The sequence below is a fragment of the Faecalibacterium intestinale genome, assembly GCF_040096575.1.
Lineage (GTDB): Bacteria > Bacillota > Clostridia > Oscillospirales > Ruminococcaceae > Faecalibacterium > Faecalibacterium intestinale.
This window is the reverse complement of record NZ_JBBMEN010000016.1, coordinates 1-26,807: the sequence shown is the minus strand read 5'-3', so window position 1 is coordinate 26,807 and position 26,807 is coordinate 1. Positions and strand designations below refer to the sequence as shown.

The following is a 26,807-nucleotide window of genomic DNA, read 5'->3' as shown; positions in this document are numbered from 1 at the left end:
GAGGACACAGGCATGAGAACGATCTCCGCACAGAGCATTACGGATACGGTGGCGCAGCTCTGCATCAAGGCCAACACCCAGCTGCCGCAGGACGTGCAGGCCGCGCTGGAAAAAGCCCGGGAGGAAGAGCCGTGGCCGCTGGCAAAGAACACATTAGACCTGCTGTGGTCGAACCTTAGCGCCGCAAAGGAAAAAGACCTGCCCATCTGTCAGGACACCGGCATGGCCTGCGTGTTCGTGGAGCTGGGCACCGATGTGCACATTGACGGCAGCTTTGAAGCCGCCATCCACGAGGGCGTGCGCCGGGGCTATACGGACGGCTACCTGCGCAAGAGCATCGTGGCCGACCCACTGCGCCGGGGCAACACCGGCGACAACACCCCGGCGGCCATCACGGTGCATCTGGTGGACGGCGAGGGCTGCCGCATCACGGTAGCACCCAAGGGCTTTGGCAGCGAGAACATGAGCCGCATCCAGATGCTCAAGCCCGCCGACGGCGTGGAGGGCTTTAAAAGGTTCGTGGTGGATACTGTAAAGCAGGCCGGCTCCAACCCCTGCCCGCCCATCGTGCTGGGCATCGGCGTGGGCGGCAGCTTTGACAAGGTGGCGTATCTTGCCAAAAAGGCGCTGCTGCGCCCGCTGGACATCCCCAACCCCGACCCCTACTACGCCCAGCTGGAGCAGGAGCTGCTTACCGCCATCAATGCACTGGGCATCGGCCCGCAGGGCTTTGGCGGCAAGACCACCTGCCTTGGCCTTGCCATTGAGCAGATGCCCACCCATGTGGCGGGGCTGCCAGTGGCTGTGAACGTTTCCTGTCATGTGACCCGCCGCGCCAGCGCGGAGCTGTAAGAGACTCCGCCCTCTCAGGCCGCTTCGCGTCCAGCTCTCCCAAAGGGAGAGCCCTTGGCAAAGAGGTAAAGTTTGTGTGGACTGCCAAGGCCTCCCACTTTGGGGGAGGTGGCATCGCGTGAGCGATGACGGAGAGGGCGAGGATGCCAAAGGAGTATTGCTGTGGAATATAAAATTACCACCCCCTGCACCGCGCAGGATCTGGCCCCGCTGAAAGCGGGGGATACCGTGCTGCTTTCCGGTGTGGTGTACACCGCCCGGGATCAGGCACACAAGCGGATGATGGAAGCGCTGGACAAGGGCGAGACCCTGCCCTTTGCGCTGGAAGGCAGCGCTATCTATTATGTAGGCCCCACCCCGGAGCGCCCGGGCGAGGTCATCGGCTCGGCAGGGCCTACCACCAGCGGACGCATGGATGCCATGAGCCCCCGGCTGCTGGACCTTGGCAACAAGATCATGATCGGCAAGGGCAAGCGGGACGCCGCCGTCAAAGACGCTGTGGTGCGCAACGGTGCGGTGTATCTGGCTGCGCTGGGCGGTGCCGGTGCGCTGATGGCAAAAAGCGTGCAGACGCTGGAAGTGATCGCATGGCCGGACTTGGGCTGTGAAGCGGTGCGCCGCCTGACTGTGCAGGATATGCCTCTGACCGTTGTGCTGGACGCCCATGGCGGCGATCTGTACGAGGAAGGCCCAGCCGCCTATCTGGCTGCGCGGTAAATTGCACCCTTTGCACAAAACAGGAGCGGTGCAAAACCGACAAAACAGCAGTTCTGTGCAGAGAAATATGGTTAGTTTAACCAAACTTGCTGCGAATTGCTTGCATCAACCGCAAAAATGTGATATCCTTTAACATACGACAGAGGGTACACATACCCTGTCGGAAAAATCCCCCAGAGGGAATAAGGCAGGAGGCCGGACAAACCATGCAGATCCACCAGTCCGCGGAAGATTATCTTGAAACGATCCTGATGCTGAGCCAGCGTATGGGCAAAGTGCGCTCCATTGACGTTGTCAATGAGCTGGGCTTTACCAAAGCCAGCGTGAGCATCGCCATGAAAAAGCTGCGGGAGAACGGCTATATCGCGGTGGACGGCGAAGGCAACCTGACCCTGCTGGAGCCCGGGCTGGAGATCGCTCAGCGCATTTACAGCCGCCACCAGCTGCTGACCCACTTCTTTGTGCAGCTGGGCGTGGACGAGCAGACCGCCGCCGAGGACGCCTGCAAGGCAGAGCATATCCTCAGCGAGCAGACGCTGGAAAAGATCCGCGAAAGCGCCCTGCGCAACGACGCCACCCATCCGCAGGCAAAGTGATTTGAGTTCAAAAGATACCGGAACGCCGAAAGACGTTCCGGTGTCTTTTTTTGTACGAATTTTTCGGTTTGTGTTGCATATTTGTTATGGATTTGGTACAATGGGTTTGTGCGAAAAAGGAACGTTGGAAGAGCGGAAAAGGGTCGGACGGCGCAAAGCCGCCCTAGGGTAAAGGAGAGCGTTGCGGCATGGATGCGATTGCGCATACTCAGGTCAGTGGGCTCTGTCTGGTCACACTGGTGGTTTTGCTGCGGGCGCAGCAGAAAATGCGGGATAAAAGTCTGCCCGGGCGGCAGTTTACGGCGCTGCTGTGGTTTGCCGGGGCGCTGACGATCATAGATTATGGCAGTGCGCTGGCGCAGCTGGGCGCGTGGGAGGAGCTGGGCATTCCCTTGACCTACCGGCTGAACGCCGGGGGCAGCATTTTGTTTTATCTGCTGGCGGCGTGCTGCTGCTTGCTGGTGTTTTTGTATGTGGAGGCAGAGCTGGGGCGTACATGGATGGAGGACGGCCGCAGGCTGGCACTCAGCGCCGCACCGGTGACACTGCTTTTGCTGGTGCTGCTGACGGCGCGGGACGAAAACGGCTTCTACTATCTGGACGCAGAGGGGCTGCGGGGCAGCACCCTGTTCTGGGGGGCGAAGCTGGTGGGGCTTGCCTATCTGGCAGCAGCCTTTCTCCGTTGCAGCTGGACGCTGAGCCACTGGAAGCAGGAAACACCCAAAGAAGAACTGAAAACCCTGCTGCTGCTCGCGCTTGCACCGGCGGCAGGCTTTCTGCTGCAGGACTGGCTGCCCGGGCGCGGGCTGCTGTGCTGCGGCATTACGCTGGGGCTGGTGTGCGTGTATGTGCTGGTATTGCAGACCAAGTTCACGGTGGACACCCTGACCGGCGTCAGCAACCGCATCGTGGCGCTGCGCTATCTGGAAAGCGAGCTGCCCTATTACCGCCGCCACCCCAACCGCTCGCTGCACTTCCTCATGATGGACATGGATCATTTCAAGCACATCAACGACCAATACGGCCACTTGGAGGGCGATGCCGCACTGGTGCTGCTGGCGGGCATTTTGAAAAAGGTGTGCGCCAACTATAACGGCGTGCTGGCGCGCTACGGCGGCGATGAATTCTGCATCGCCTGCGGCTGCAACAGCGTGGAGGTGCGCACCCTGATCGCTTCCATCCAGCGGGAGCTGGATGCCGCCAACGCCGCCTCCGGCAAGCCCTACCAGATCGAGATCAGCATCGGCTGCGCCCGCCTTGAGCCGGACATTGCCACCGTGCACGACCTGATCGATAAAGCCGATCAGGAAATGTACCACCTCAAGACCCGCAAGCGCGGCACAGCCCCCGCAGAAAAACAGGGCTGAACAGTTGTGAACTTACTATAGCACGATAAATGCCGTTTGCCTTTACGGCCTTTCCCGTGAAAAATGCAATACCGGAGCGTCCGCAGACGCTCCGGTATTGCTCTATATAAAAATAATTCTTCCGCTGAAGATGGCCAAAGCAAAGCGGAGGCCATTCAAAATCGTCTCGTCCCGCGCTTTCTAAACGTTTTTTACCCTTCTGCCCTTGCATCCCGGGGTGGAACGCGGTATTCTTGTAGAATAGACCGGAACCGCGACAGCACAGGGGAGGGAGACCACATGGACGCACAGGAGATCCGCGCATTGCTGGGCAAAAGCATCTTTGAGCGGGCACAGAAGTACCGCAAGCGCATCCTGCAAAGCAGCTGCACCACCAACGAGGACGGGGTGCGGCACCTGACAGCGCTGGTGCAGGGCAGCGGGCCGGACTGCTATTATACGCAGGTCTGGCTGCGGGAAAACGGCAGCTTTGTCAGCGCCTCCTGCGACTGCCCCTATAACCAGAACGGCGACGGCACCTACTGTAAGCATATTGGCGCGCTACTGCTGCAGGACGCGGAAAAGAACCCGCCTGCCCCGGCAAAAAAGCCGGAGAGCATTCCCGGGGTGCAGCGGGGCGTGGCAGGCTTGAGCACCGAACCCCGCAAGGACAGCTACAGCGCCGGGCTGGATATGCTGTTCGGCCGCAAGTGGCGGGGTGAGGAGCCGGAGACCGACTATGAAGCCCAGCTTCTGCTGAAACGCTACCAGCGGGAGGATGCGCAGCAGCAGCCCCCGCCCGCTGCCCAGCGCACCGGCTTTGCCCTGCTGGAGCCGGAGCTTACGCCGCACAATGGCCGTATCTGGCTGCGGCTGCGGGTCTCGGACGGCATCGGCGGGCGGCAGTATCTGGTAAAAAGCATCCCGCAGTTTCTGGATGCGGTCGAGCAGGGCGAAAGCGTCAGCTACGGCAAGTCGCTGGCGTTTGTGCACCGGTGGGACGCCTTTGCCCCGGATGCGCAGCAATTGCTGCGGCTGCTGCGCCGTCAGGTGAGCGCCCGGCAGGCGTTTGAAGCCGAGGGTACGGTGCGCTCCGGCTGGGAGAAAGGCCCGGCGGGCGGTCTGCCGCTGACCGGCGAGGGCTTAGATGCCCTTGTGGAGCTTTACGCCGCCGAGGGCGTTGTGGGCGGCTATACCCTTAAAGAGGGTCTGCCGGTCATCAGCCTGAAGGTGGAGCGCCGCAAGGGCGGCGTGCAGCTGAGCTGTACCCCGGCGCTCAGCGGGGTGCAGGGGCTGGACTATGCTTATCTGCTGGGCGAAACCACCCTCTGGCGGATGCAGCGGGAGGAGTGCCGCCGGGTGCTGCCGGTGCTGGATACCTTTGGCGGGCGCAGTTTGTTCTTTACCAGCACGGATGCCGCCGCCTTTTGCAGCTATGTGCTGCCGGAGCTGGGCAACCGGGTCAACATCGTGGACCCCGACCGGCTGCTGCTGAACCAGATCCCGCTGGAACCGGTGGTGCAGTTCTATCTGGACGCCGACCGGGGGCTTACCGTCACGGCGTACCCGGTCTTTCTGTACGGCGAGGACAGGGTAGCCCCCGGCGAGCCGGTGCCGCCGGATCTTTTGCGGGATGCCCGCACCGAGAACCGGGCAAAGCGGCTGCTGGAAACCTATCTGGAACCCGAGAGCGGCAAGCCCGGGCATTACAGCATTTCCGGGGAGGAAGCGCTTTTCCAGCTGCTGGAAGAGGGCATTCCCGCCCTGCTGGCCATGGGCGAGGTGTACCAGACCGATGCCTTCCGCAACCTACAAGCCGCCCCGCCTAAGATCTCGGTAGGGGTATCGGTGCATGGCAGTGTGCTGGATTTGGAGGTGGACACCGGCGCCTTCCCGGTGGAGGAGCTGCGGGAGCTTTTGCAGTCCCTGCACCAGAAAAAGCGCTACCACCGCCTGCGGGACGGCAGTCTGCTGCGGCTGGACGACAGTCTGGAAGGGCTGGACGAGCTGAACGACACACTGGAGCTTTCCGGCGCAAAGCTGAAGGACGGCCACGCCGCTCTGCCGCTCTACCGCGCGCCCACGCTGGACTGGGCGCTTTCGGGGCAGAACGGCCTGCGGTTCGACCGGGACGACGCTTTCCGGCGCATCAGCCGCAGCTTCCACGCCGTGCGGGACAGCGAGTATACCCCGCCGCTCTCCCTGCAAAAGACCCTGCGCAAATACCAGCGGGACGGCTACCGCTGGCTGCGCACACTGGACGGCTACGGTATGGGCGGCATTCTGGCCGATGATATGGGTCTGGGCAAGACCGTGCAGGTGCTCAGCTACCTGCTGGCGATGAAGGAGGGCGGGCAGCAGCTGCCCAGCCTTATCGTCTGCCCGGCATCGCTGGTGCTGAACTGGCAGGAGGAATGCCAGAAGTTCACCCCGCAGCTGCAAAGCGTTGCCATGGATGGCGATGCCGCCCATCGCGCCGCGCTGGTCGATGGGTGGGCGCAGGCGGACATCGTCATTACCAGCTACGACCTGCTGCGCCGGGACGAAAAACTGTATGCCGGGCAAAACTTTTACGCCTGCATTCTGGACGAAGCGCAGGCCATCAAGAACCACACCACCCAGAAATACAAGGCGGTGTGCCGGGTGAACAGCCGGGTGCGCTTTGCGCTGACCGGCACCCCGGTGGAGAACCGCTTGGGCGAGCTGTGGAGCATCTTCTCCTTTTTGATGCCCGGGTATCTGCCCCCTTACAAGACCTTCTGTGCCCGGTTTGAAAAGCCCATCGTGCAGGACGAAGATGCCAACGCCGTGCGGCGGCTGAACCAGTTCACCGGCCCCTTCATCCTGCGGCGCATGAAGTCCGAGGTATTGCGGGAACTGCCGCCCAAAACCGAGAATGTGCGCCGCGTTGAGCTGGAAACCGAGCAGCGCAAGCTGTATCTGGCGGCGGTGGTGGATGCCCGGGAAAAGCTGCGGGCGGCAAAGCCGGAGGACAAGATGACCGTGTTTGCCGTGCTGATGCGGCTGCGGGAGATCTGCTGCGACCCGCGCCTTGTGGCAGACAACTGGACGGGCAGCAGCGCCAAGCTGGACGCCTGTCTGGAACTTGTCACCGAGGCAGTGGCAGGCGGGCACCGCATTCTGCTGTTCAGCCAGTTCACCTCCATGCTGGAGCTGCTGGCAAAACGGCTGGACGAAGCCGGGGTAAGCCACTTTACCCTGCAGGGCTCTACCCCGAAGCCGGTGCGTGCCGAGCAGGTGCGCCGGTTCAATCAGGGCGAGGCGGACGTCTTTCTCATCTCGCTGCGGGCGGGCGGCACGGGTCTGAACCTGACCGCCGCCGATATCGTCATCCACTACGACCCGTGGTGGAACCTTGCCGCGCAGAATCAGGCTACCGACCGCGCCTACCGCATCGGCCAGCGCAACCCGGTACAGGTGTACCGGCTGATCGCGCAGGACACCATTGAGGAAAAGATCGTGGAGCTGCAACAGGCCAAGCAGTCGCTGGCCGACACCGTTACCGGTGGGGCAGACGGCGCGATTTTGTCCATGAACCCCGAACAGCTGCTGCAGCTGCTGGGAGAAGAAGCATAAAGGAGTGCATCCATCATGAAGGTTTGGGATCTGCATTGCGATACCCTGTACGAACTGCGCCGCGCCGAAAAGGCGGGCGCACCCAAAAGCTTTTTGCACAACGATCTGCATATCGACCTTGAAAAATTGCAGCAGGGAGATTATCTGCTGCAATGCTTTGCGGCCTATGTGGATCTGGCCGACCCCGCTCCCGGGGCTGACCCGCTGGTAAGCGTGCTGGAAGAGATCGACATCTTCAAGCGGCTCATGGCGGCTTACCCGGAAAAGATCGCCCCGGTGTACACCGCCGCCGACCTTGAGCGCAACCGCGCCGAGGGCAAGTTCAGCGCCATGCTGACGGTGGAAGAGGGCGGCTGCTGTAAGGGCAGTCTGGGCGTGCTGCGGCGGCTGCAGGAACTGGGCGTGCGCATGATGACCCTGACATGGAACTATCCCAACGAGCTGGCAGCCCCCAACGCAAACCCCGGCGGGCCGCTGGTGGCCAACACCGAGACCGGCCTGACCGAGCGGGGCTTTGCCTTTTTGGAGGAGATGGAAAGGCTGCACATCACCGCAGACGTGAGCCACCTTTCCGATAAGGGCTTCTGGGACATCGCAAACCACAGCACCCGCCCCTTTGCGGCAAGCCACTCCAACTGCCGTGCGCTGTCGCCCCACAACCGCAACCTGACCGACGAGATGATCCGTGCACTGGCAGAAAAGGGCGGCATTGCGGGGCTGAATTACTGCGCTTCCTTTGTGGACGCAGACTCGGCACACCCCAAGCTCTGTCGCAGCACGGTGGAGCGGCTGGCAAAGCACGCGGCACACTTCAAGCAGGTGGGCGGCATTGAGGTCATCAGCCTTGGCAGCGACTTTGACGGCATCGGCGGCCAGCACGAGCTGGAAACGGCAGCAGATATGCCGCTGCTGGCCGAGGCACTGCGCCGCGAGGGCTTTACCGAGGACGAGGTGGAGGCCATCTACTGGCGCAACGCCTGCCGCTTCTTTAAAAACAATCTGTAATAAAACGTCTTAAAATTGCAAAATGTGCCCGGGATACCCCTGCGCTGCGCGGGTATCCCGGGCTGTGTATTGCCCTGCGAGGGGAGGTTTTATATGGTCTAAGGCGCGCGTCTCCTGAAAAAGAACAAACGACTTGGAAAGATAAGAGGAATTATAACAATGGGTATCACGATTTCGCCGTGGATGATGGCGTTTCTCATGCTGATGACCGGCTTTGCAGGCTTTGTGGATTCGGCAGCCGGCGGCGGTGGGCTGATCAGCCTGCCTGCCTATCTGTTTGCCGGGCTGCCGCCCCACTACACCTATGCCACCAACAAGTTCAGCGCCGCCTGCGGCACCACCTTTGCCACGGCAAACTTTTTCAAAAGCGGTGCCATAAACGTGAAGGTGGGCGTTCTTGCAGCCATCGGCAGCTTTGCGGGCAGTGCGCTGGGCGCGCACATCGTGCTGCTGCTCAGTGACGAGATGCTGCGCACCATGATGTTCATCATCCTGCCGGTGGCGGCGGTCATCATCCTGTGGCAGCGCAACCTGCCGGACGAGAACCGGGATGACGGCACGCTGGATCTGAAAAAGATCTTACTGGCGCTGGCCATCGGTTTGGGCATCGGCCTGTACGATGGCGTTATGGGCCCGGGCACCGGCACCTTTGCCATCATTGCCTTTACCACCCTGATGGGCTTTGATCTGCGCACCGCCAACGGTAACGGCAAGGTGCTCAATCTGGCCAGCAACTACGCCAGTCTGTTTACCTACCTGATGAACGGTCTGGTGGTGTTCCACATCGGCATCCCCTGCGCCATCAGCAACATTCTGGGCAACCTGCTTGGCTCCCATTTTGCCCTGAAAAAGGGTGCCCGCTTCATCCGCCCCATGATGCTGGTGGTGCTGGTGCTGCTGCTGGGCAAGCTCATCTCGGACGCGGTGCTGTAAGGGCAGGGCGGGACGATTCAGAATGCGCTCCGCGTTCGCTTTGCGCATCAGTAGCGGAAAGAATATTTTTATTTGTAGTTCCGAAACGCCTGCGGGCGTTTCGGAACTACTTTTTCACAGAGAGGGGTCGTAGAGAAAAGCGGCAGTTGCAGCGCCGCTTTCTGCGAAAGCGCGGTGCTGCGGGAAGCAACCTCGCCCTCTCCGTCTGCTCACTACGTTCGCATCCACCTCTCCCAAAGGGAGAGGCTCTGGCGAAACCGCAAGCCTTGCGGTTCGACTGGAAACTTTGCCGCTATGCCAAGGGCTCTCCCTTTGAGGAAAGACTTCCCCCGCGCCGGGGGAAGATGTCGCGTAGCGACAAAAGGGGGAATCTGGCGCGTTAGCGCCTGAGAGGGCGAGGGTGTTGCCAACAAGGGTGCACATCCCAAAACAGCGCTATTACTTCCCATTCCCCCACAAAAAACAAGTCGGGCAGCCCGCGGGCTGTCCGACTTGTTTTAGCTTTCAATAGGTTTTATTCCAGCACCAGTTCTTTATCAAAGAATGCAATGCCGAAGGCGCCGGGGCCGGTGTGGGTGCCGATGACGCAGCCGATCTGGCGCACCAGCGGTGCGTCCAGATGCAGGTTGTCCTGCAGGTAGGTCAGCAGCGGCTGCAGCTCCCGGTGGTTGACGGTGTAGCCCAGCAGCGGGGTGTAGCCCGGGTGGATGCCGCCCATCTCGTCGATCTTCTTGAACAGCGCCACATACACGCCGGGCAGACCGCGTGCCTTACCGGCCAGCGCCACCTTGCCCTCTATGACGGCGAGGATGGGCTTGATGCCCAGCATACCGCCCGCCACAGCGGCGGCGGCGGACAGTCTGCCGCCCTTGCGCAGGTACTTCAGATCGTCCACGGCAGCTACCAGATGCAGGTGCTGCTTAGCCTTTTCCAGATCGGCGGCGATCTGGTGGATCGTCTTGCCGGCGTCCCGCAGCTGCACAGCCAGCCGCACCAGCAAAGACTGCCCCAGACAGACGTTCTCGGTGTTCACGAACACCACATTGTCCACGTTGGCAAGGTCGGCAGCAAGTCTTGCGCACTGACCGGTGCCGGACAGCGCATCGGACAAAAAGATGCCCAGCACCTCGTCCCCGGCGGCAGCAGCGTCCAGATACAGCTGCTCGAACTGCTCCGGGCTGGGCTGGCTGGTAGTGGGCAGCTTGCGGCAGGCTGCCAGATGGGCATAGTATTCGCTGGGGGTCATGTCGATGCCGTCCCGCAGGACGGTGCCGTCCTCCAGCGTCACGTTCAGGGGGATCACGGTCACGCCCAGCTGCTGCGCCTCGGCGGGCAGGATGTCGCACGCGGAATCGGTGAGGATACGGATCATAATAATACCTCCGGTCTACCGGTAAATTACAGTATACGCAACGTTTTCATCAAAAAGGTTGGAAATTATTATACCACCATTTAGGGCGATATGTCAATAATTTGCATAAATTTGCCACGACAGAACGCCGAAACCTTGCACACCCGGCGGCAGATATGGTACTATAACCGGGAACGAATCATAGCAGGAGGAGACCGACCATGCACAAGCTGAACCCCCGCACCGCCGCACTGCTTTCGGCCTTTGGCTGGGCGGTGGGGTATCTGCTGGCAGGCAAGGCGCTGGCGGTGCTGCTGCCCGTGCCGCCCGGCGGCGCGGCACGGTTTTTCCGGGTCTGCCTGCTGGCTCCGCTGGCAGAGGAAGGGGTGTTCCGGGGCGCGGTGCAGCGCCGGGCGCAGCCGCTGGGCAGGGAACAGGCCATTCTTTTGCAGGCGGTGCTGTTCGCCCTGCAGCACGGCAGCGCCGCCGCCATGGCCTACGCGCTGGTGTGCGGGCTGGGGCTGGGGTGGCTTGCCGACCGCACCGGGCATCTCTGGCCGGGAATGCTGCTGCACAGCGCAAACAACCTGCTGGTGCTGGCGATGGGATGAGAGGATGGGATACATGACCGATTTTGAACTGATGGGTCTTGCGCTGGAAGAAGCCGCCAAAGCCGCTGCCTTGGGCGAGGTGCCGGTGGGCGCGGTGGTGGCGCGGCACGGCGAGGTGGTAGCTATGGCGCACAACACCCGGGAGACCGAGAAAAACGCTTTGCACCACGCGGAACTGCTGGCCATTGATGCCGCCTGCAAGGCACTGGGCGGCTGGCGGCTGTGGGAGTGTGAGCTGTTCGTTACCTTAGAGCCCTGCCCCATGTGCGCGGGCGGCATCATCAACAGCCGTCTGCGCCGGGTGGTGTACGGCGCCGCCGACACCAAGGCTGGGTGCTGCGGCTCGGTGACCGACCTGTTCGCGCTGCCCTTCAACCACCACCCGGTGGTGGAAAAGGGGCTGCGGGAGGCCGAAGCGCAGCAGCTTTTGCAGGCGTTTTTTGTTTCCCTGCGGGAAAAGCGGGCGGGCAGACCCCGCTGGAAGCCCCCGGTGCCCGAAAACAGGGGAAAATAAGGAAAAATAGTGGGAACTGCGTAAAAAATTGCGGTTCCCACTTTCTTTTTGGGCTGGATTGTGGTATATTATTCAATGGAATCTTGTCGAAACCCATCATAAGCACAGGCAGGCACGCCAAAGCACCGGACCTTTGCCGGACATACGAACGGAACGCTGCACTGTCTGGGGATGGGCACAGGGTTTTTCCGGCTGGGCGCACTTACGCCGAGCCGAGAATACCGAACAGGAGGGATACACTCTTGTACGAGGACGAGTTTGAACTGACCTTTCAGGTGCCGGAGGAAGAGAGCGCACCGGAGCCCCTTGCCGCACCGGCTGCAAAGCCGGCTGCGCCGGTGGAGCCGGTGGTGGACGAGCCCACCCGCATCATGACGCTGGAAAAAACGGCAGCGCCTGTGGTGGACGAACCTACCCGGGTGATCACGCTGGAAAAACCCGCAGAGCCACAGCCGCCTGCGCCGCCGCAGCCCGAAGAGCCTGCGCCGCAGCCCGTAAAAGAACGGCCTGCCCCTGCCGCGCCCGCTGCGGCGCGCCGGGTGCTGATCTCCGGCGGTGACCGGGGCATCGGCGCTGCCGCTGCCCGCGCCTTTGCGGCAGCAGGGTATCAGGTGGCGGTGCTCTACCACCAGAATGCCGCTGCTGCCGCTGCGCTGGAACAGCAGCTGCCCGGGTGCATCGCCATCCAGTGCGATGTAGCCAGCCGCGCCAGCTGTGAGCTGGCGTTCCATGCAGTGGAGCAGGCCATGGGCAGGGTGGATGTACTGGTGTGCAACGCCGGCATCGCGCAGCAGAAGCTGTTTACCGACATCACCCCGGCAGAGTGGCAGCGGATGCTGGACGTGAACCTGAGCGGTGCGTTCCATCTGTGCCAGCTGGCACTGCCCGGCATGATCCGCCGCAAGCAGGGCCGCATTCTGACCGTGAGCAGTATGTGGGGCCAGACCGGCGGCAGCTGCGAGGTGCACTATTCTGCCGCGAAAGCCGGGCTCATCGGCCTGACCAAGGCACTGGCCAAGGAAGAAGGCCCCAGCGGCATCACGGTGAACTGCGTAGCGCCGGGGGTCATCGAGACCGATATGATGGCGGCTTTTACCGCCGAGGACAAGGCGGCGCTGGCCGAGGAGACCCCTGTGGGGCGGCTGGGCACCCCGGAAGAAGTTGCAAAGCTGCTGGTCTTTCTGGCCAGCGAGGATGCCGGATACATCACCGGACAGGTGTTCGGGGTGAACGGCGGTCTTGTGATCTGATGCACAGGGCAATATTACACAATTTTCCCCGGAGCGGGAAGGAGAGAAAAAATGGGCATGACTTTGAAGGAACTGTTGACTAAGGGCGAGGGCACTCTCTCTGCACAGGAGGCCAAGGCGCTGGCGGCACAATGCCGCATGGATGTAGACACCCTCTACACCCTGCTGGAAGAGCGCGGCATCAAGATCCTGGAGGAAGAGAACGAGCCGAGTCTGGACGTGGACAGCATCATTGCTGAGGTGGAGAACGCCGAGAACAACAACGATGACATGGGCCTTGCCGATGAAAACGAAGAGGATGCCGAGGAGAACCCGGCAGACCTGAAGGCTGCCATGGACGAGCTGCTGGATGACCCGGTGAAGAACTACCTCAAGCAGATCGGTCAGATCCCGCTGCTGAGCGCCGAGCAGGAGGTGGAACTGAGCCGCCGCATCCATGCCGGTGCCGAGGCTGCGCACATTCTGCAGGCAGACCGCCAGAAGTACGACGCACCGGAGTACATCAAGAAGAACAGCGCCCGCTTCTCCTTTGAAGAGGACGAGAACAGCCGCAGCTACAACGAGGATCTGGACGAGGACAGCGAAAAGTCCGCCGAGGATGCTGAGGAAAAGGCAGACGAGGAAAAGGCCATGGAAGCCGTGGAGAACGGCCCTCTGAGCGAGGAGCGCCGTCAGGAGCTGCTCAAGACCCGCCGTGACGGCCTGAACGCCCGCCGCAGCCTGAGCGAAGCAAACCTGCGTCTGGTGGTGTCCATCGCCAAGAAGCACGTCGGTCATAATCTTGCCTTCCTTGATCTCATTCAGGAGGGCAACATCGGCCTGATCAAGGCTGCGGAAAAGTTCGACTGCGACCGCGGCTTCCGCTTCTCCACCTATGCTACATGGTGGATCCGTCAGGCCATCACCCGCGCCATTGCGGATCAGGCCCGTACCATCCGCATTCCGGTGCACATGGTGGAGACCATCAACCGGATGCGTCAGGCCACCAACCAGCTGGTGTACCAGAACGGTCACGAACCCACCCCGGAAGAGCTGGCAAAGGCCATGGACATGAGCGTGGAGCGCGTGCGCGAGATCCAGCGCATGGCACAGGAGCCCGCCAGCTTGGAAAGCCCCGTGGGTGAGGAAGAGGATTCCTCTCTGGGCGATTTCGTTGCTGACGAAAACGCCGAAGCACCCGGCAAGGCAGCCGACCGCGCCATGGTGGCACAGCAGATCAATCTGGCGCTCAAGAGCCTGACCCCCCGCGAGGAAAAGGTCATCCGTCTGCGCTTTGGTCTGGACGACGGCCGTCCCCGCACGCTGGAAGAGGTCGGCCGCGACTTCGGCGTCACCCGCGAGCGTGTGCGCCAGATCGAGGCCAAGGCCATCCGCAAGCTGCACAGCCGCAAGTGCCTGACCCTGCTCAACGGCCTGATCGAGTGATCGCCCGCCGGGCAGGCAGAACGATTTGAAATGCGCGCCGCATTTGCTTTGCGCATCATTCAAGGAAATTTTATTTTTGATTTGGGGTTCAGGAAAGTCTGCGGACTTTCCTGAACCCTTTTTTCACAGGAGGGGTCATGGCGGGAAATGTCGTTTATCTCTGCGGCCTTTTCCGTGAAAATGCGTTTGGAGCGGCCCGCAGAACTTGTCGGGGCAAAGCCCCTCCATCTGCTAACGCAGACCGCTCTGCCGCTTAAAAGCCCCACTGGGGCTTTCATTGCTACGCTGCGCTCCGCAAACGCGGTCGCTCCAAACGCGAAATATAAAGAATTGTTCCGCTATTTATGCGCAGAGCGAAGCGGAGCGCATTTTAAATGTCTTTCGGCAGAGTGTTCAACGGCGGGGCGGCGGTGTTGTACGGAATATCCAAAAATTGCGCGGATGCTTGTATTTTGCTTGCGGAGCGTGTACAATAAGCACAGAATATGTTTGCGCAGAGCAGGAGAGCGACAGACAGAGCAGATGGCTTTGTTTGGTGCGCTCTTTTTTGTTTTGCGCTCAAGCTTCAGAGCAAGGAGAGAGCATTATGAGCCAGACCAAATATATCCTCTCATTGGATCAGGGCACTACCAGCAGCCGGGCGATCCTGTTTGACAACGAGCAGAACATTGTCTGCGTGCAGCAGCGGGAATTTGAGCAGATCTACCCCCATCAGGGCTGGGTGGAGCACAACCCTATGGAGATCTGGTCCAGCCAGTACGGCGTGATGAACGAGGTCATTGCCCAGAGCGGCGTAGACCCCAGGGACATTGCGGGCATCGGTATCACCAACCAGCGCGAGACTACGATCCTGTGGGATAAGAACACCGGACGCCCGGTGTATAACGCCATCGTCTGGCAGTGCCGCCGCACCGCGCCCCTTGTGGACGAGCTGCTCCGGACCCCCGGCATGGCGGACTATATCCGGGAAAACACCGGCCTTGTGCCGGACGCCTATTTCTCTGCCACCAAGATCAAGTGGATCTTAGAGAACGTCCCCGGTGCACGGGAAAAGGCCGAAGCAGGGGAGCTTTTGTTCGGCACGGTGGACACTTGGCTGGTCTGGAAGCTGACCGGCGGCAAGGTGCACGTTACCGACCGCACCAACGCCAGCCGCACCATGCTGTACAACATCCGCACGCTGGATTGGGATGACACCCTGCTCAAGGCACTGGACATCCCCCGCTGCATCCTGCCCAGTGTGAAGGACTCCAGCGAGGTATACGGCTACACCAACATTCAGGGCGTGGATGTGCCGGTAGCCGGTATTGCGGGCGACCAGCAGGCTGCGCTGTTCGGGCAGGGCTGCTTTAAGCCCGGCGACGTGAAAAACACCTACGGCACCGGCTGTTTCCTGTTGATGAACACCGGCAACAAGATCTACCAGAGCAAGAACGGTCTGGTCACCACCATCGCCATCAGCCTTGACGGCGAGGTGGAGTATGCGCTGGAAGGCTCCGTCTTTGTGGGCGGCGCAGTCATCCAGTGGATCCGGGACGGGATGCACCTCATTCAAGACAGCTGCGATTCCGAGTACTATGCCCAGAAGGTGCCGGACAACGGCGGCGTGTACATCGTGCCAGCCTTTACCGGTCTGGGCGCGCCCTACTGGGATATGTATGCCCGGGGTGCCATTCTGGGCATTACCCGCGGCACCACCCAGAACCACATCATCCGCGCGGCCGAGGAATCCATCGCCTACCAGAGCGCCGACCTGATGTGGGCGATGGAAAAGGACACCGATATCACCATCAGCACCCTGAAGGTGGACGGCGGTGCCAGCCGCGACCACTTCCTGATGCAGTTCCAGTCCGATATCCTGAACAAGGAGGTGCTGCGCCCGGCCATCCGGGAGACCACCGCCCTTGGTGCGGCGTATCTGGCCGGTCTTGCCACCGGCGTGTGGAAGAGCCGGGAGGAGATCAGCCACCTGTGGAGCTGCAACCAGCTGTTTGAACCCAAAATGGACGCTGCCCAGCGGGAAAAACTGGTCAAGGGCTGGCACAAGGCCGTGGGCCGCAGTCAGGACTGGGCGGAGCACGAGGTGTAAGGCAGAAAACTTCTGACAGGATAACGCGATACCCCCGGCAGGCTGCCGCCGCAAGAACGATAGCCTGCCGGGGGTATTTTGTGCCGTTCCGCTCCAGCATGGACGGGTGGATGACGCAGCAAAAAAAGCCCCTGACCGAGGTCAGAGGCTTTGATCAAGGGGTGCGAAGCTCCAAACTTTGCCAGAAACAGAGGTTATCGGGTGGAAGCCGCATTGTCTGCGGGCCACGATCTTCTGAGCGCCGCATAGGAGACAAGGAAGTTTGCCAGCCAGCCCGCCGGGACGGCAAGCCAGACAAAGGCGATGCCGAAACGCGGTGCGCAGATCAGGGCAACGGACAGACGGATCGCAAGGTTTACCATGTTGGCAATAAGAAACGGGCGCATGACGCCAAGCCCGCGCAGGACGCCGTCGGTCGCCATCTTGATGCCCATGAAGATGAAGAAATAGCCGAGCCATCTCATGTAATCACCGGACACCTGATAAGCCAACGCGGTTCCGTCCTTGCCCAAGAACAGCGAGGAGATCTGGGTATGCAGGGTCTCGATGACCACGAATGCAAGAACGGCAAAGCAGAGATCCAGAATCAGTGCGGCGTGGTAGCCTTTTTTGAGACGATCGGTTTTCTTTGCGCCGAGATTCTGGGAAACGTAGGGCGAAACGGCATTGCCGATGGATACAAAGATCAGGGAGAAAACATTCTCTACCCGCATCGTTGCCGAATACCCTGCAAGTGCCTGTGTGCCAAAGGGATTTACCACAGCCTGCACGATCATCATACCGATGGACACGGTGGACTGCTGTAAAATCGACGGGACGGCAAGGCGAAGCATGGACTGCAGCTCCTGCCCGTCGAACCAGTGAAAGGGGCTTTTGTACCGCCGCATCCGCGCAAAGAAGATCAAAAGCGAGAACACAGCAGAAATGCCCTGTGCGATCAGGGTCGCAAGGGCTGCGCCGAACACGCCGAGATCAAGACCGGCTACCATCCACAGATCCATAAAGATATTCAGGATGGACGAGAAGATCAGCAGCCCCAGCGGGATCTTGGATTCCCCGATAGAGGTGAACATGGTGGAAAGAATGTTGTACATGAACAGGAACGGGAAGCCTGCAAAATAGACCCGCAGGTACAGCACTGCATCTTCCAGAATGTCGGCAGGGGTCTGCAAGCCGTTCATCATCGAATGAGAAAAGCAAAAGCCAAAAACGCCAAGGACGATGCTCAGGATCAAAAAGCTGAGCAGGGATGTTGACACGATGGTCTTCATTTTGCCATAGTCTTTGGCACCAAAATAGCGGCTTACAAGCACGCCTGCACCCACACCTGCACCAAGCGCCACACAAATAAAAACGTTGGTCAGCGCAGCACAGGCACCGACAGCCGCAAGCGCGGAGGAACCAACAAACTGACCGACGATGATGGAGTCGGCCATGTTGTAGACCTGCTGGAAAAAGCTGCCGAGGATCATCGGCATTGCAAAAACCGTCAGCGCTTTCAGGGGCGCATCGGTGATCAGATATTCATCCTTTGACATGATTCCATTCCTTCTGAAATTTATTGCTCTTCTGAGTCAAATCCAAGTATACCACACCCGTCAAAAAAATACACCCCAAGATGCCGGAATTGACAGGCAGATGTTCTGCTACTGCCAACCACAAAAAAATCCCCAGACCGAATGGTCTGGGGATGTGGTGGAGCATTGTCCACAGCACTCGAACCTAAAACTTCTTCAACAATAATTGCAAAAGTTGAGGGAAAACGTGAGAGCAAGAACCGTCCCGTGGCCACAAATTTTCAATTCTTGAAAATTTCCAGCCCCTTGGGACAGCTTTCTTGTTGGGGCGTGCGGAGCCCCAAACCCTGCTTCATAATATCGATCATGACCGATCAACGACTGATTTATAGTAATTGCCAAAGTCTGCAAGTGCATTGACGATTGGTAACATTTCCGTTCCGAGATCGGTCAACCCGTATTCTACTTTGGGAGGATTTTCGTGATAATCACGGCGGTAGGCAAGCCCATCATCAATCATCTGTCTTAAGCTCTCGGTCAAAACTTTCTGCGAGATCCCGTCGATGCTTCTTTGCAACTCATTGAATCTCCATGGACGCTCTTTCAGATTGCGCAGAAGCAAGAGTTTCCATTTTCCGCCAATCAGGGATACTGCTGTTGCAACCGGACATTCCGGCAGTTCTTCTTTTGTACGCATATCAGTCACCTCTGTGTATAGTATAGCACATTCATTTTTGAGTGTACAGTTACAAAAAGGTGCGTACTTGTTTTTGAATGTGCGAGCTCCTATACTTAGCTCAGGCAATGGAAGATTGCGAATCAAAATGGAGGTGCTTACAATGGCAAGCTACACAAAAATGACAGTTGGAAAAGAAAATCGGACGGAGCTTCATGAAAAGCTCGCCCTGACTGGTGCGGAGATCAGTCTGAATACGCTTCCTGCGGGAGCAAATGTTCCGTTTGTCCACTCCCACAAGGCAAATGAGGAAATCTACGGTGTTCTTTCCGGCAAAGGCAAGGTCGTTATCGATGGCGAAGAAATCAGCCTTGCAGCAGGCGACTGGCTGAAGATTTCTCCCGTGGCAAAACGTCAGTTCTTTGCTGCAAGCAATTCTGAGATCACTTATATTTGTATTCAGGTCAAGGAGAATTCTCTCGAAGGCTATACTGCAACGGATGCTGTGATCTACTGATAAAACATATCAAAACAAAAGGCAGGATACCACTACCATAGTGATACCCTGCCTTTGCTTATTTTTATTCTCGTCCTGTCACAACAAAAAATCCCCGGACCGAATGGTCTGGCGGCATCTTTCTTGGTAGACATTCCTACGCGTTGGGAACCGCGCACTAATCAAAGCCCTGCTAGGGCTTTGATTGCCCCGCCTGCGGCGCGGCCGTGCTGTTCGAGCCCTGTACCGTCCTGCTCTGACGTGGGTTAGTGGATGACGCAACAAAAAAGCCCCTGACCGAAGTCAGGGACTCTTGTTTTGGTGGAGCATTGTCCACGGCACTCGAACCCAACACTTCCTCACGGGTGACCGTTTTGGCATCATCCGTGAAGTTGAAATTGAGTACGACCCGGTCATCAAAGACGTAGACCGAGTTGACAAAGGTATCAATGATCTGCCGCTGGTGTTCTGTGCTGCCCACGTCACCCTTGCGGAATTTTTCAAGCCAGAACCGAATCCACTCACGGGTCAGGACGGGCTTTTTCAGCTCTTCTTCCAGAATGCTGGTGTTCAGGGCTTCTTTCCGGGCTTCCAGCTCGTCCAACCGCTGCTTGGTGGTCGGGGTCAGGACGCCCTGTTCAATGGCTTCCAGAAGGTTTGCCAGCCGCTTCTCCGTGTCCCGGAGCTGCTCTTTCAGGACAGGCAGCCGGGTGTTCTCCTTCTGCTGGGCATCCATGACCAAATCTATCAGCCGTTCGATGATTTCATCGCTGAAAATCACCTTAATGGCGGTATCCACCACGAACCGTTCCAGCGGCTCCTTGCGGATGGCTTTCAGGTCGCAGTGCGCCTTGCCGTGGCGTTTGGCGTTGCCGCACTTGTAATAATAGTAGGTGTTCCCCATGTGGCTGGTGCCGCTTTCGCCGCCCATCAGGGTGCCGCACTTGCCACAGAACAGCTTAGTGGTCAGCAGATAGCTCACATCCTCTTTTGCAGGCCGACCGTGGGCGATCCTGTTCTGCTCGAAACGCTGCTGCACCCGGTCGAACAAATCCTGGTCAACAATAGCCGGAATGCCGCCCGGCGTCACAATGTCCTTGTAGCGGTATTCGCCGATGTAGCGGCGGTTGCGGAAGATCTGGAAGAAGCTGTTCTTTACGAACGGCTTCCCGGTGCGGGTACGCAGGCCGCGCTCGTTCAGGGATGCTGCGATCTTCTCAGCCGGTTCGCCATCGGCATACCGGGTGAAGATCTCCTGCACGATGGGAGCCGTTTCCGGGTCGATATGGTACAGCCTGTCCTCCTTGCCGATGGTGAAGCCCAGCGGCACCACACCGCCGTTGTACTTGCACTGGAGGGCGTTTTCGCGCTCACCGCGCGCCACTTTCAGGGCGAGTTCGGCGGAATAGTATTCCGCCATGCCAATCAGCATACTCTCCACCATAATGCCTTCAGGCCCCTGCGATGCAGGACAGTGCGGTTGGGTGACTTAAGAGAAAGAAAAAAGAGACCTCATATCGTTGAAAATCAAATTCAAAAATCATTTAAGGAGCAATTCAAATGAAACGAAATCAGTATTTCGACCATAATCACTCTCAAAAAGCGCTTTACTGCCGCTACAACATGGACACCAACCGGGTGGAAGCCCAATTTAATGATGGCACTATCGTCAATTTCGCATTATTGTAATAACAGATTGCTTCTTCCATGAATGGTAATATTATCATCAAACTTTTGGAAGAACTATAAATGTCCGAGGTGCCTTTGATTTCGACAGAAAAACAGGCTGAATTGTTACAAAGCTCGGACATTTCAAAAGAATTTTTTGAAAAATACTAAAGAAGCGGAGCAGCTAAAATCTGCTCCGCTTCGATATGATTGATCTAAGGATGTTTTGCTATTTGATAAAACTCACTCTGTCAACCGCAATCGCTCCACAACTGGAAGGTTAACGTCAGTTTTGTAGACCCATATAGGCACAATAAGGCAGATTAGCAACACCAGTCCAGACACCAGCACCAGTGGGATAAATGGATAGGAGAAAACAGCATAATAGGCCACTTTACTAAAAACCATATATAGCAAGATGAAGATTGCTGTTCCAATGGTGACTGCAAGGGAAAGGGAAACGCCCCAATAATAGAAACCTTCCATAAATAGCATTCGTTTGATTTGTCGCTTTGTCATTCCAATGCTTTCAAGAACAGCTAATTCATAGCGCCGAGTATTTACATTGACAACCATTGTATTGACAAAGTTCATGACACCAACAAGCAGCAGGATCACGGACAACCCTGTTCCTAAAACCTTTGCTGTAATGAGATATTCCTGCATTTCTTCTCGCCGTTCATATCGGGATATAATATCAATGTTAGCTTGTGATGCGGTGATTTGCTTTAATTCTTGCAGTATACTTTCGTCATGTTGACCATCCGTATCAAAGGCCACGCGGAACACTCTATATTGCGGAAAGAGTTCTTTCAAAGCTGTTTGACTAATATACAAATCAGGAGCCGTCCCTCTCTCATTGCCTCCTCCTGCTCGAAACCCTTCATTCAAATAACCGTTCGCTACAATAAAGGAATGCTGTCCGTTCTGCGTCTGGATTGTTATTTCCTGCCCTGGCTGAATAAGGCCTTCTACTGTTTTGGACAGCAGCACAACCTTTCCTTGTTCAAAGGCAGACGTGTCAATAGGCAAGTTTAAGGTTTTATTGATTTCTTCCAAATATGCACTGTCAATTCCAAAAACCCCGCTAAAAAAGTTTTGCTGATAATTTTCTAATTTTGCCGGATCAGAAAAATCAATGCCGTTTACTCCGTCTAATGACGCAAGAAACTCGTGAAATACAGCATCGTCATATACAACATCTGCTGCTACTTGAGGATAAGGTGCATAGGTCAACCTCAAATTCTCAATGCCGTCAAGCTGACCAATCTCTGAAACCATTTCGCTGGAAATTAAATCTTCTCTTTCGTGGATACTATATGTGAGTGCAAAATCGCTTACTCCCCATTGGCTCACATAATTCTCCGGGCTTAAACCATGTAATAGCCCTGTGACGACAAGGAACAAGGAAAGGCCGAAAAAAGCGATGCAAAAACAAGGGTTGTACTCTTAGCATTACGAAAGACATTGTTCCATGCCATTCTGGACAACTTCATTTTGCTACAATTTCTGGCGCTGCTCTTTGTGCTGGCTGCTGTATATTGGAGTGCTGCTATTGGTGAAACACTTCCGGCAATTTTGGCGGGCTTCATGCTTGCAATCATAACGGTAATGAACGTAAATATGGCCGCTCCTATGAAAATAAACGGCGAAAAAGATACTTTTGTTCCCACATCAGAATTTGTTGAATACATCATATTCAGGAAGTAAGGAACAATGCCAAAGGAAACAACCGCACCAAGTAACAGACCAATCGGAATACCAATACAAGAGATTCGGATTGCCTGCTTATAGATAATTCTCTTTATCTGCCTTTGGGTCGTTCCAATCGTTTTAAGACGGCCATAGAATTGCACATCTTTTACGACAGAGACATAAAGAATATTATAAATCAGCAGATAGCCGCTAAAGGATATAAAAACTGCTAAAATTATTACAGCTAAAATAATAGTTCCACCATTTGCCTGTTCTAATGGTGCAATTTCAAATGTTTGCCCTTCTGTAAAGTCAATCTCACGCCGCAATCTTTCACAGTTTTTGTCAGCATTATCATTGCCTTGAAAACGGATCATTGCCGTAACACTATTATCCAGTGATACATTTAAGCTATCCTTAAAAGCGGATGAAACATAAACATAACCACGATTATTTGTGCGCATTGGAATGTAGTCCGTATAGTAGCCCGACAGCAAAAAGGTGTCTGAGACATAATTATAGCTATCGCCAATTTGGTACGACAACACAATCTCCATCCCTATTTGCGGATCAGAAATGCCCATCTGTTCAAGCACCCATGTAGGTAGCATAATTTCGTTTTTACTTGATGGGTAATTTCCTACAACACCTGATATAGTAGGAAGACGGTGGTGTTCCCACTCGGTATCATCTATCCAAACTATACCTAATCTCGCATTTTGCAGTTGCTCTGTATCAACACTGCCTAAACGCTGCTGTATACCTACGTCAAGGACAAGGTTTGATTTTGAAATGTCAACCAACTGATTTTCTGTTACATTTGTGATTCCGACATCAGCGGTAGTTCCCATTAACCGAATTTGTTGCATTTGGTAGGTTTCAAAGTAACTAAAACCAATACTGAATGTCGCAGTTATCATAAATGCAGTTAGCACAAGAGCAATGATTGCAAATAAATTACGCTGCCGTTCATGGTGCAAACTGCGCTTTGCCAGTTTCTTTTCAATGTTACTGGTATCATTTTCAAAAGGCCATGTCATAGTCTGCCACCCCCTACTTATTCCACAATTTTGCCGTCCTCAATGCGGACAATCCGATCTGCAAGACGGGCAATATCGTTGTTGTGGGTAATCATCACAACGGTTTGCCGGAACTCCGCACTGGTGCGCTTGATAAGCCCCAGCACCTCAGTGCTGGTCTTGCTGTCAAGATTGCCGGTCGGTTCGTCCGCCAGCACGATAGCCGGTTTGGTAATCAAGGCGCGGGCGATAGCCACACGCTGCTGCTGTCCGCCGGATAGATTGTTCGGCATATTTTTCAGTTTATCTTCCAGCCCCAGTAGGTGAACAATTTCGTCCAAAAACTTCTGATCCACCGTGTCCCCGTCCAACTCCACCGGCAGGACAATGTTCTCATACACATTCAGGATGGGAACAAGGTTATAGTTCTGGAAGATAAAGCCGATGTTGCGGCGGCGAAAGATGGTAAGCTGCTCGTCGTTCTTCTTTGCCAGTTCTTCGCCTCGGACAATCACGGTTCCGCTGGTGGGAGTGTCCAACCCGCCCATCATGTGAAGCAGGGTGGACTTGCCGCTACCAGAGGTTCCCACAACAGCCACAAACTCGCCGTCCTCCACGGAGAAATTTACGCCGTCAAGGGCGCGGGTAATGTTCGGTTCTGTACCGTAATACTTTTTCAGGTCAATCGTCTGTAAAACGCTCATATTCAAAACTCCTTTCAAGGCTTCCTACCTGTTGATAAGTGTATTGTAAAACCCAAATGTCCGCGAAATGTTACAGCGGCTAAAAAAATTCATTGAAAATTGAGGTGAAATGTTACAACGCTCGGACATTTCATTTTATCTCTGCACTTCGGGCCAACTTGACCCGAAGCAGAAAGTTTCTCTCAACGCAAGGGAAGCATAATGGAAAATTCCGAACCCTTGCCCGGCTCCGAAACCACTTTGATATAGCCACCCTGCCGCGTTACGATCTCGCGGGCCAGATACAGGCCAATGCCCACACCCTGCTGTTCGTGTACTTCTTCCTCACGATAAAAGCGCTGGAAGATAGCGGCCTGATTGCTTTCGGAAATGCCCTTGCCAGTGTCGGTCACTTTGATTTCCACATACATTTCCCACAGCACCACAGACACAGCGATTTTCCCGCCTGCCGGGGTGTACTTCACCGCATTGTCCAGCAGGTTAAAGAGGGCTTCCGATGTCCACTTGCTGTCATGGGAAACGGTCAAATCCTCCGGGCAGTCCACGGACACGGCGATTTCCTTTTTCTCCGCTGCATACACGATCCCACTCATGGCCTGTGCCACGGTATCAAAGAGGCGGCCCGGTTTCTTGTCCAACTGGATCACGCCTGTTTCCAGACGGGAGGTTTTCACAAGAGCCTGAAAGAGAAAGTCCAGCTTATCCGTCTGGCTGCGGATTCCCCGGATAAAGTCGGTGCGCTCTGCCTCGGCCATAGGCTTTTCCAGCAGGGTGTCCGTTGCCATTTTCAGATTGCTTACCGGCGTTTTCACCTGATGGGAAATATCCGATACAAGGGTCTGTAACTCCTGCCGTTCCTCGTCCACCCGGCGGCGGTTCTCCTGCATGATCTGGTAAAGCCTTGCCAGCCGGTGTCCGATTCTGGCAAGCTGGGTTTCGCTGTCCTCTGGCCGCTGGGGCGCTTCATTTCCGGCAATCATGTGGTCTAAGGTCTGGCACAGGTCAGCGGTAAACTGTGATAACCGTTTTCCAAACGCCTGCGTCAGTACAAAAATCCCTACAATGGCGCACAACAGCAGCGCCCCGCCCGTCAGCAGCACCGCCGTCTGTTTTGTCACAAGAAAAAGGGCTATGGTGATCCCGGACATGGAGAGGGCAAACCCTATTGCCACCCGGCCAAACAGCCGCTTTACCGAGAGGTTTTGAAACTTCATTTTGCCTCGCCTCCCGTCCATTGATAGCCCATGCCGTAAACGGTCTTGATGTAGGGCGCGCCGCCGTCGGATTCAATCTTGCTGCGAATCCGGCTGATAGAAGTTGTCAGGGTGTGTTCGTCTACAAACCTTTCGTCTATATCCCACAGCTTTTCCAAAAGCTGCCCACGGGTCAGCACTTGCCGGGGATTTTTGCGGAACAGGTTCAGCATTTTGTACTCCATCGGGGATAGGGTCAGGGGCTTGCCATTTAAGGAAGCCGTCTGTTCCGAGAAGTCCAGAAACAGCCGCCCATCGTCGTAAATGTCCTTGGCCGGTTTGTGGTGTTCCAGCATGGCGAACATGGCTTTGATTTTCCGCTGCAAGGCCCCGATCACAAAGGGCTTTGTGATGTAGTCCACCGCGCCCACCTCATAGCCCCGTATCTGGTCGCTCTCCTGATCGTTGGCGGTCAGGAAAATCACGATGGTATCCGGGTGCTGGGGCTTTATCAGCTTGCACAGTTCAAAACCGTTCCCGTCCGGCAGGTTGATGTCCAGCAGCACTAAATCAAATTCCCGCTGGCGGATGGCTTCGGCTGCGGTTCTGGCATTTAGGGCAGAAGTCACGCCGTAGCCGTCTGCGGTCAGGTTATAGGCCAACATCTTATTCAAAAAACTGTCGTCCTCGACAATTAAAATCTGCTTCATATCCTCACTTCCTTTGCTTTTTGCAGATAGTATAACAGGCAAATGTCCGTGAAATGTTACAAGGACAAATATATTTATCATTTTACAGCTTTTTTATGTGTACTGCAATTTTATAAAAGAAAGGACAGCAGTATCATCAAATTGCTGTCCTTGCGGTTTATTATAGCTGGTAGTGTATAAGCGTGGGTTCATCATATTTGGTGTGGTATCTTTAACTATGGGAAACTCCCCGCTCCCATTTTGAAACTGCTTTATCCGTAACATTTAGCTTTTGTGCAAGTTCCAGTTGTGTCCACCCCCTTTCCTTTCTTAATTCCGAGATGAACGTACCAAATTTTTGACTATCCATGTCGATTGTCCTTTCTCTTGAACTGTCTCAATCCATATCACGTTTTCCGATTTATTTCCACCTACGATTTGTAGAGTCCTTCATTTACTTCTCTACTTTCTGTTTACTTTAAGAAAATGATCGTAACAGCGTCCATGTTTTCGCTCGCCACTTTTCCAATGGATTATGACAGTTTTAGCGAGAGATTATCCATATTGATTATGTGTAGTGTGCCACGAACCAACAAAAATATCGAATGTCACTAATGCTGTAAAGGAGCGTGATGCCATGACCCAACCCAAAACCGACCTAGCCTATCTCCGCAGCGAAAAAGCCAAGGCAGAGCAGAAGCTGCGCTCTTGTCAGCACCGAGAGAAAATTCTTGAACGCCAGATGTCAGAGCTGAACCGAAAAGAGCGCGTGCATCGTCTTTGCACTCGTGCCGGAATGCTGGAAAGTTTTCTGATTGCGCCGGAAGAACTCACCAACGATCAGGTGATGGAGCTGCTGAAAAT

25 protein-coding genes are annotated in these 26,807 nt (G+C 56.2%); 15 read left to right on the top strand and 10 right to left on the bottom strand.

Features of this window, described 5'->3' with window-relative positions; translation table 11 throughout:
• Nucleotides 1-12: 12 nt before the first annotated feature.
• The 7 genes from WMO20_RS10455 to WMO20_RS10425 all read left to right on the top strand — a co-directional run bounded on the left by WMO20_RS10455 (nucleotide 13) and on the right by WMO20_RS10425 (nucleotide 9,046).
• Nucleotides 13-852 (top strand): fumarate hydratase, encoded by an 840-nt coding sequence (locus WMO20_RS10455; protein ID WP_349186816.1) that lies wholly within the window; start codon nucleotides 13-15, stop codon nucleotides 850-852.
• Between the two features lie 162 nt (nucleotides 853-1,014).
• A complete protein-coding gene (locus tag WMO20_RS10450; RefSeq protein WP_308564891.1) occupies nucleotides 1,015-1,569 on the top strand; it encodes a Fe-S-containing hydro-lyase in 555 nt (184 codons plus the stop codon).
• A 206-nt stretch (nucleotides 1,570-1,775) separates the two neighbouring features.
• Nucleotides 1,776-2,165 (top strand): metal-dependent transcriptional regulator, encoded by a 390-nt coding sequence (locus tag WMO20_RS10445; protein WP_249241230.1) that lies wholly within the window; start codon nucleotides 1,776-1,778, stop codon nucleotides 2,163-2,165.
• 188 nt (nucleotides 2,166-2,353) lie between these two features.
• Nucleotides 2,354-3,532 carry a GGDEF domain-containing protein gene (locus tag WMO20_RS10440; RefSeq protein ID WP_349186814.1) on the top strand — a complete coding sequence of 393 codons (1,179 nt, stop codon included), beginning with the start codon at nucleotides 2,354-2,356 and terminating at the stop codon, nucleotides 3,530-3,532.
• Nucleotides 3,533-3,811: 279 nt separating this feature from the next.
• Nucleotides 3,812-7,108: a DEAD/DEAH box helicase gene (locus tag WMO20_RS10435; protein WP_349186813.1), complete on the top strand. Its 3,297-nt coding sequence runs from the start codon at nucleotides 3,812-3,814 to the stop codon at nucleotides 7,106-7,108.
• Nucleotides 7,109-7,123: 15 nt separating this feature from the next.
• Nucleotides 7,124-8,113, top strand: a complete 990-nt coding sequence (locus WMO20_RS10430) for a dipeptidase (RefSeq protein WP_349186811.1) — start codon at nucleotides 7,124-7,126, stop codon at nucleotides 8,111-8,113.
• A gap of 159 nt (nucleotides 8,114-8,272) precedes the next feature.
• Nucleotides 8,273-9,046, top strand: coding sequence for a TSUP family transporter (locus tag WMO20_RS10425; RefSeq protein ID WP_349186809.1), 774 nt, complete (start codon nucleotides 8,273-8,275; stop codon nucleotides 9,044-9,046).
• A 514-nt stretch (nucleotides 9,047-9,560) separates the two neighbouring features.
• Here the strand turns inward: WMO20_RS10425 and WMO20_RS10420 are convergent.
• Nucleotides 9,561-10,418: a DegV family protein gene (locus WMO20_RS10420; RefSeq protein WP_112090912.1), complete on the bottom strand. Its 858-nt coding sequence runs from the start codon at nucleotides 10,416-10,418 to the stop codon at nucleotides 9,561-9,563.
• Nucleotides 10,419-10,618: 200 nt separating this feature from the next.
• On the opposite strand from WMO20_RS10420, the gene WMO20_RS10415 reads away from it, so the two are divergent.
• The 5 genes from WMO20_RS10415 to glpK all read left to right on the top strand — a co-directional run bounded on the left by WMO20_RS10415 (nucleotide 10,619) and on the right by glpK (nucleotide 16,286).
• Nucleotides 10,619-11,008 carry a CPBP family intramembrane glutamic endopeptidase gene (locus tag WMO20_RS10415; RefSeq protein ID WP_349186808.1) on the top strand — a complete coding sequence of 130 codons (390 nt, stop codon included), beginning with the start codon at nucleotides 10,619-10,621 and terminating at the stop codon, nucleotides 11,006-11,008.
• A gap of 13 nt (nucleotides 11,009-11,021) precedes the next feature.
• On the top strand, nucleotides 11,022-11,522 hold the full coding sequence (locus tag WMO20_RS10410; protein WP_316540178.1) for a nucleoside deaminase: 501 nt from the start codon (nucleotides 11,022-11,024) through the stop codon (nucleotides 11,520-11,522).
• A gap of 371 nt (nucleotides 11,523-11,893) precedes the next feature.
• On the top strand, nucleotides 11,894-12,772 hold the full coding sequence (gene ymfI / locus WMO20_RS10405) for an elongation factor P 5-aminopentanone reductase (RefSeq protein ID WP_435387767.1): 879 nt from the start codon (nucleotides 11,894-11,896) through the stop codon (nucleotides 12,770-12,772).
• A gap of 51 nt (nucleotides 12,773-12,823) precedes the next feature.
• Entirely contained in the window at nucleotides 12,824-14,197 is a 1,374-nt protein-coding gene (locus tag WMO20_RS10400) for a sigma-70 family RNA polymerase sigma factor (RefSeq protein ID WP_112090909.1), read from the top strand.
• Nucleotides 14,198-14,783: 586 nt separating this feature from the next.
• Nucleotides 14,784-16,286, top strand: coding sequence for a glycerol kinase GlpK (glpK, locus tag WMO20_RS10395; RefSeq protein ID WP_112090908.1), 1,503 nt, complete (start codon nucleotides 14,784-14,786; stop codon nucleotides 16,284-16,286).
• Between the two features lie 194 nt (nucleotides 16,287-16,480).
• Here the strand turns inward: glpK and WMO20_RS10390 are convergent, their stop codons facing one another.
• Nucleotides 16,481-17,824: an MATE family efflux transporter gene (locus WMO20_RS10390; protein ID WP_349186806.1), complete on the bottom strand. Its 1,344-nt coding sequence runs from the start codon at nucleotides 17,822-17,824 to the stop codon at nucleotides 16,481-16,483.
• Nucleotides 17,825-18,167: 343 nt separating this feature from the next.
• Complete coding sequence (locus tag WMO20_RS10385; protein WP_005943481.1) at nucleotides 18,168-18,500, bottom strand: winged helix-turn-helix transcriptional regulator; 333 nt, start codon at nucleotides 18,498-18,500, stop codon at nucleotides 18,168-18,170.
• 142 nt (nucleotides 18,501-18,642) lie between these two features.
• Here WMO20_RS10385 and WMO20_RS10380 point away from each other — a divergent pair, with 142 nt between their 5' ends.
• Nucleotides 18,643-18,996, top strand: coding sequence for a cupin domain-containing protein (locus WMO20_RS10380; protein WP_080788749.1), 354 nt, complete (start codon nucleotides 18,643-18,645; stop codon nucleotides 18,994-18,996).
• A gap of 172 nt (nucleotides 18,997-19,168) precedes the next feature.
• On the opposite strand, the gene WMO20_RS10375 is transcribed toward WMO20_RS10380, so the two are convergent.
• Nucleotides 19,169-20,419 (bottom strand): recombinase family protein, encoded by a 1,251-nt coding sequence (locus WMO20_RS10375; RefSeq protein ID WP_349186805.1) that lies wholly within the window; start codon nucleotides 20,417-20,419, stop codon nucleotides 19,169-19,171.
• 116 nt (nucleotides 20,420-20,535) lie between these two features.
• Between WMO20_RS10375 and WMO20_RS10370 the strand changes: the two genes are divergently transcribed.
• Nucleotides 20,536-20,664 (top strand): DUF6061 family protein, encoded by a 129-nt coding sequence (locus WMO20_RS10370; protein WP_242852859.1) that lies wholly within the window; start codon nucleotides 20,536-20,538, stop codon nucleotides 20,662-20,664.
• 222 nt (nucleotides 20,665-20,886) lie between these two features.
• On the opposite strand, the gene WMO20_RS10365 is transcribed toward WMO20_RS10370, so the two are convergent.
• The 6 genes from WMO20_RS10365 to WMO20_RS10340 form a co-directional block, all read right to left on the bottom strand.
• Nucleotides 20,887-21,999 carry an ABC transporter permease gene (locus WMO20_RS10365; RefSeq protein WP_349186804.1) on the bottom strand — a complete coding sequence of 371 codons (1,113 nt, stop codon included), beginning with the start codon at nucleotides 21,997-21,999 and terminating at the stop codon, nucleotides 20,887-20,889.
• A gap of 14 nt (nucleotides 22,000-22,013) precedes the next feature.
• Nucleotides 22,014-23,378, bottom strand: coding sequence for an ABC transporter permease (locus WMO20_RS10360; protein ID WP_349186803.1), 1,365 nt, complete (start codon nucleotides 23,376-23,378; stop codon nucleotides 22,014-22,016).
• A 17-nt stretch (nucleotides 23,379-23,395) separates the two neighbouring features.
• On the bottom strand, nucleotides 23,396-24,061 hold the full coding sequence (locus WMO20_RS10355) for an ABC transporter ATP-binding protein (RefSeq protein ID WP_015536575.1): 666 nt from the start codon (nucleotides 24,059-24,061) through the stop codon (nucleotides 23,396-23,398).
• Between the two features lie 182 nt (nucleotides 24,062-24,243).
• Nucleotides 24,244-25,275: a sensor histidine kinase gene (locus tag WMO20_RS10350; protein WP_349186802.1), complete on the bottom strand. Its 1,032-nt coding sequence runs from the start codon at nucleotides 25,273-25,275 to the stop codon at nucleotides 24,244-24,246.
• A complete protein-coding gene (locus tag WMO20_RS10345) occupies nucleotides 25,272-25,964 on the bottom strand; it encodes a response regulator transcription factor (protein ID WP_195386457.1) in 693 nt (230 codons plus the stop codon). Before WMO20_RS10345 ends, WMO20_RS10350 begins: the two co-directional genes overlap by 4 nt.
• A 211-nt stretch (nucleotides 25,965-26,175) precedes the next feature.
• Nucleotides 26,176-26,313: a helix-turn-helix transcriptional regulator gene (locus WMO20_RS10340; protein ID WP_081027757.1), complete on the bottom strand. Its 138-nt coding sequence runs from the start codon at nucleotides 26,311-26,313 to the stop codon at nucleotides 26,176-26,178.
• A gap of 267 nt (nucleotides 26,314-26,580) precedes the next feature.
• Between WMO20_RS10340 and WMO20_RS10335 the strand changes: the two genes are divergently transcribed.
• The coding region (locus WMO20_RS10335; protein WP_349186801.1) for a DUF3847 domain-containing protein at nucleotides 26,581-26,807 on the top strand (227 nt) is incomplete at its 3' end.

Coding starts and splice junctions, on each gene's coding strand:
- WMO20_RS10445 (WP_249241230.1), top strand. CDS start 1,776: ATGCAGATCCACCAGTCCGCGGAAGATTATCTTGAAACGATCCTGATG.
- ymfI (WP_435387767.1), top strand. CDS start 11,894: ATGACGCTGGAAAAAACGGCAGCGCCTGTGGTGGACGAACCTACCCGG.
- WMO20_RS10370 (WP_242852859.1), top strand. CDS start 20,536: ATGAAACGAAATCAGTATTTCGACCATAATCACTCTCAAAAAGCGCTT.
- WMO20_RS10400 (WP_112090909.1), top strand. CDS start 12,824: ATGGGCATGACTTTGAAGGAACTGTTGACTAAGGGCGAGGGCACTCTC.
- WMO20_RS10340 (WP_081027757.1), bottom strand. CDS start 26,313: ATGGATAGTCAAAAATTTGGTACGTTCATCTCGGAATTAAGAAAGGAA.
- WMO20_RS10390 (WP_349186806.1), bottom strand. CDS start 17,824: ATGTCAAAGGATGAATATCTGATCACCGATGCGCCCCTGAAAGCGCTG.
- WMO20_RS10425 (WP_349186809.1), top strand. CDS start 8,273: ATGGGTATCACGATTTCGCCGTGGATGATGGCGTTTCTCATGCTGATG.
- WMO20_RS10385 (WP_005943481.1), bottom strand. CDS start 18,500: ATGCGTACAAAAGAAGAACTGCCGGAATGTCCGGTTGCAACAGCAGTA.
- WMO20_RS10380 (WP_080788749.1), top strand. CDS start 18,643: ATGGCAAGCTACACAAAAATGACAGTTGGAAAAGAAAATCGGACGGAG.
- WMO20_RS10420 (WP_112090912.1), bottom strand. CDS start 10,418: ATGATCCGTATCCTCACCGATTCCGCGTGCGACATCCTGCCCGCCGAG.
- WMO20_RS10440 (WP_349186814.1), top strand. CDS start 2,354: ATGGATGCGATTGCGCATACTCAGGTCAGTGGGCTCTGTCTGGTCACA.
- WMO20_RS10375 (WP_349186805.1), bottom strand. CDS start 20,419: ATGGTGGAGAGTATGCTGATTGGCATGGCGGAATACTATTCCGCCGAA.
- WMO20_RS10435 (WP_349186813.1), top strand. CDS start 3,812: ATGGACGCACAGGAGATCCGCGCATTGCTGGGCAAAAGCATCTTTGAG.
- WMO20_RS10345 (WP_195386457.1), bottom strand. CDS start 25,964: ATGAAGCAGATTTTAATTGTCGAGGACGACAGTTTTTTGAATAAGATG.
- WMO20_RS10360 (WP_349186803.1), bottom strand. CDS start 23,378: ATGACATGGCCTTTTGAAAATGATACCAGTAACATTGAAAAGAAACTG.
- WMO20_RS10455 (WP_349186816.1), top strand. CDS start 13: ATGAGAACGATCTCCGCACAGAGCATTACGGATACGGTGGCGCAGCTC.
- WMO20_RS10355 (WP_015536575.1), bottom strand. CDS start 24,061: ATGAGCGTTTTACAGACGATTGACCTGAAAAAGTATTACGGTACAGAA.
- WMO20_RS10410 (WP_316540178.1), top strand. CDS start 11,022: ATGACCGATTTTGAACTGATGGGTCTTGCGCTGGAAGAAGCCGCCAAA.
- WMO20_RS10430 (WP_349186811.1), top strand. CDS start 7,124: ATGAAGGTTTGGGATCTGCATTGCGATACCCTGTACGAACTGCGCCGC.
- WMO20_RS10350 (WP_349186802.1), bottom strand. CDS start 25,275: ATGAAGTTTCAAAACCTCTCGGTAAAGCGGCTGTTTGGCCGGGTGGCA.
- glpK (WP_112090908.1), top strand. CDS start 14,784: ATGAGCCAGACCAAATATATCCTCTCATTGGATCAGGGCACTACCAGC.
- WMO20_RS10415 (WP_349186808.1), top strand. CDS start 10,619: ATGCACAAGCTGAACCCCCGCACCGCCGCACTGCTTTCGGCCTTTGGC.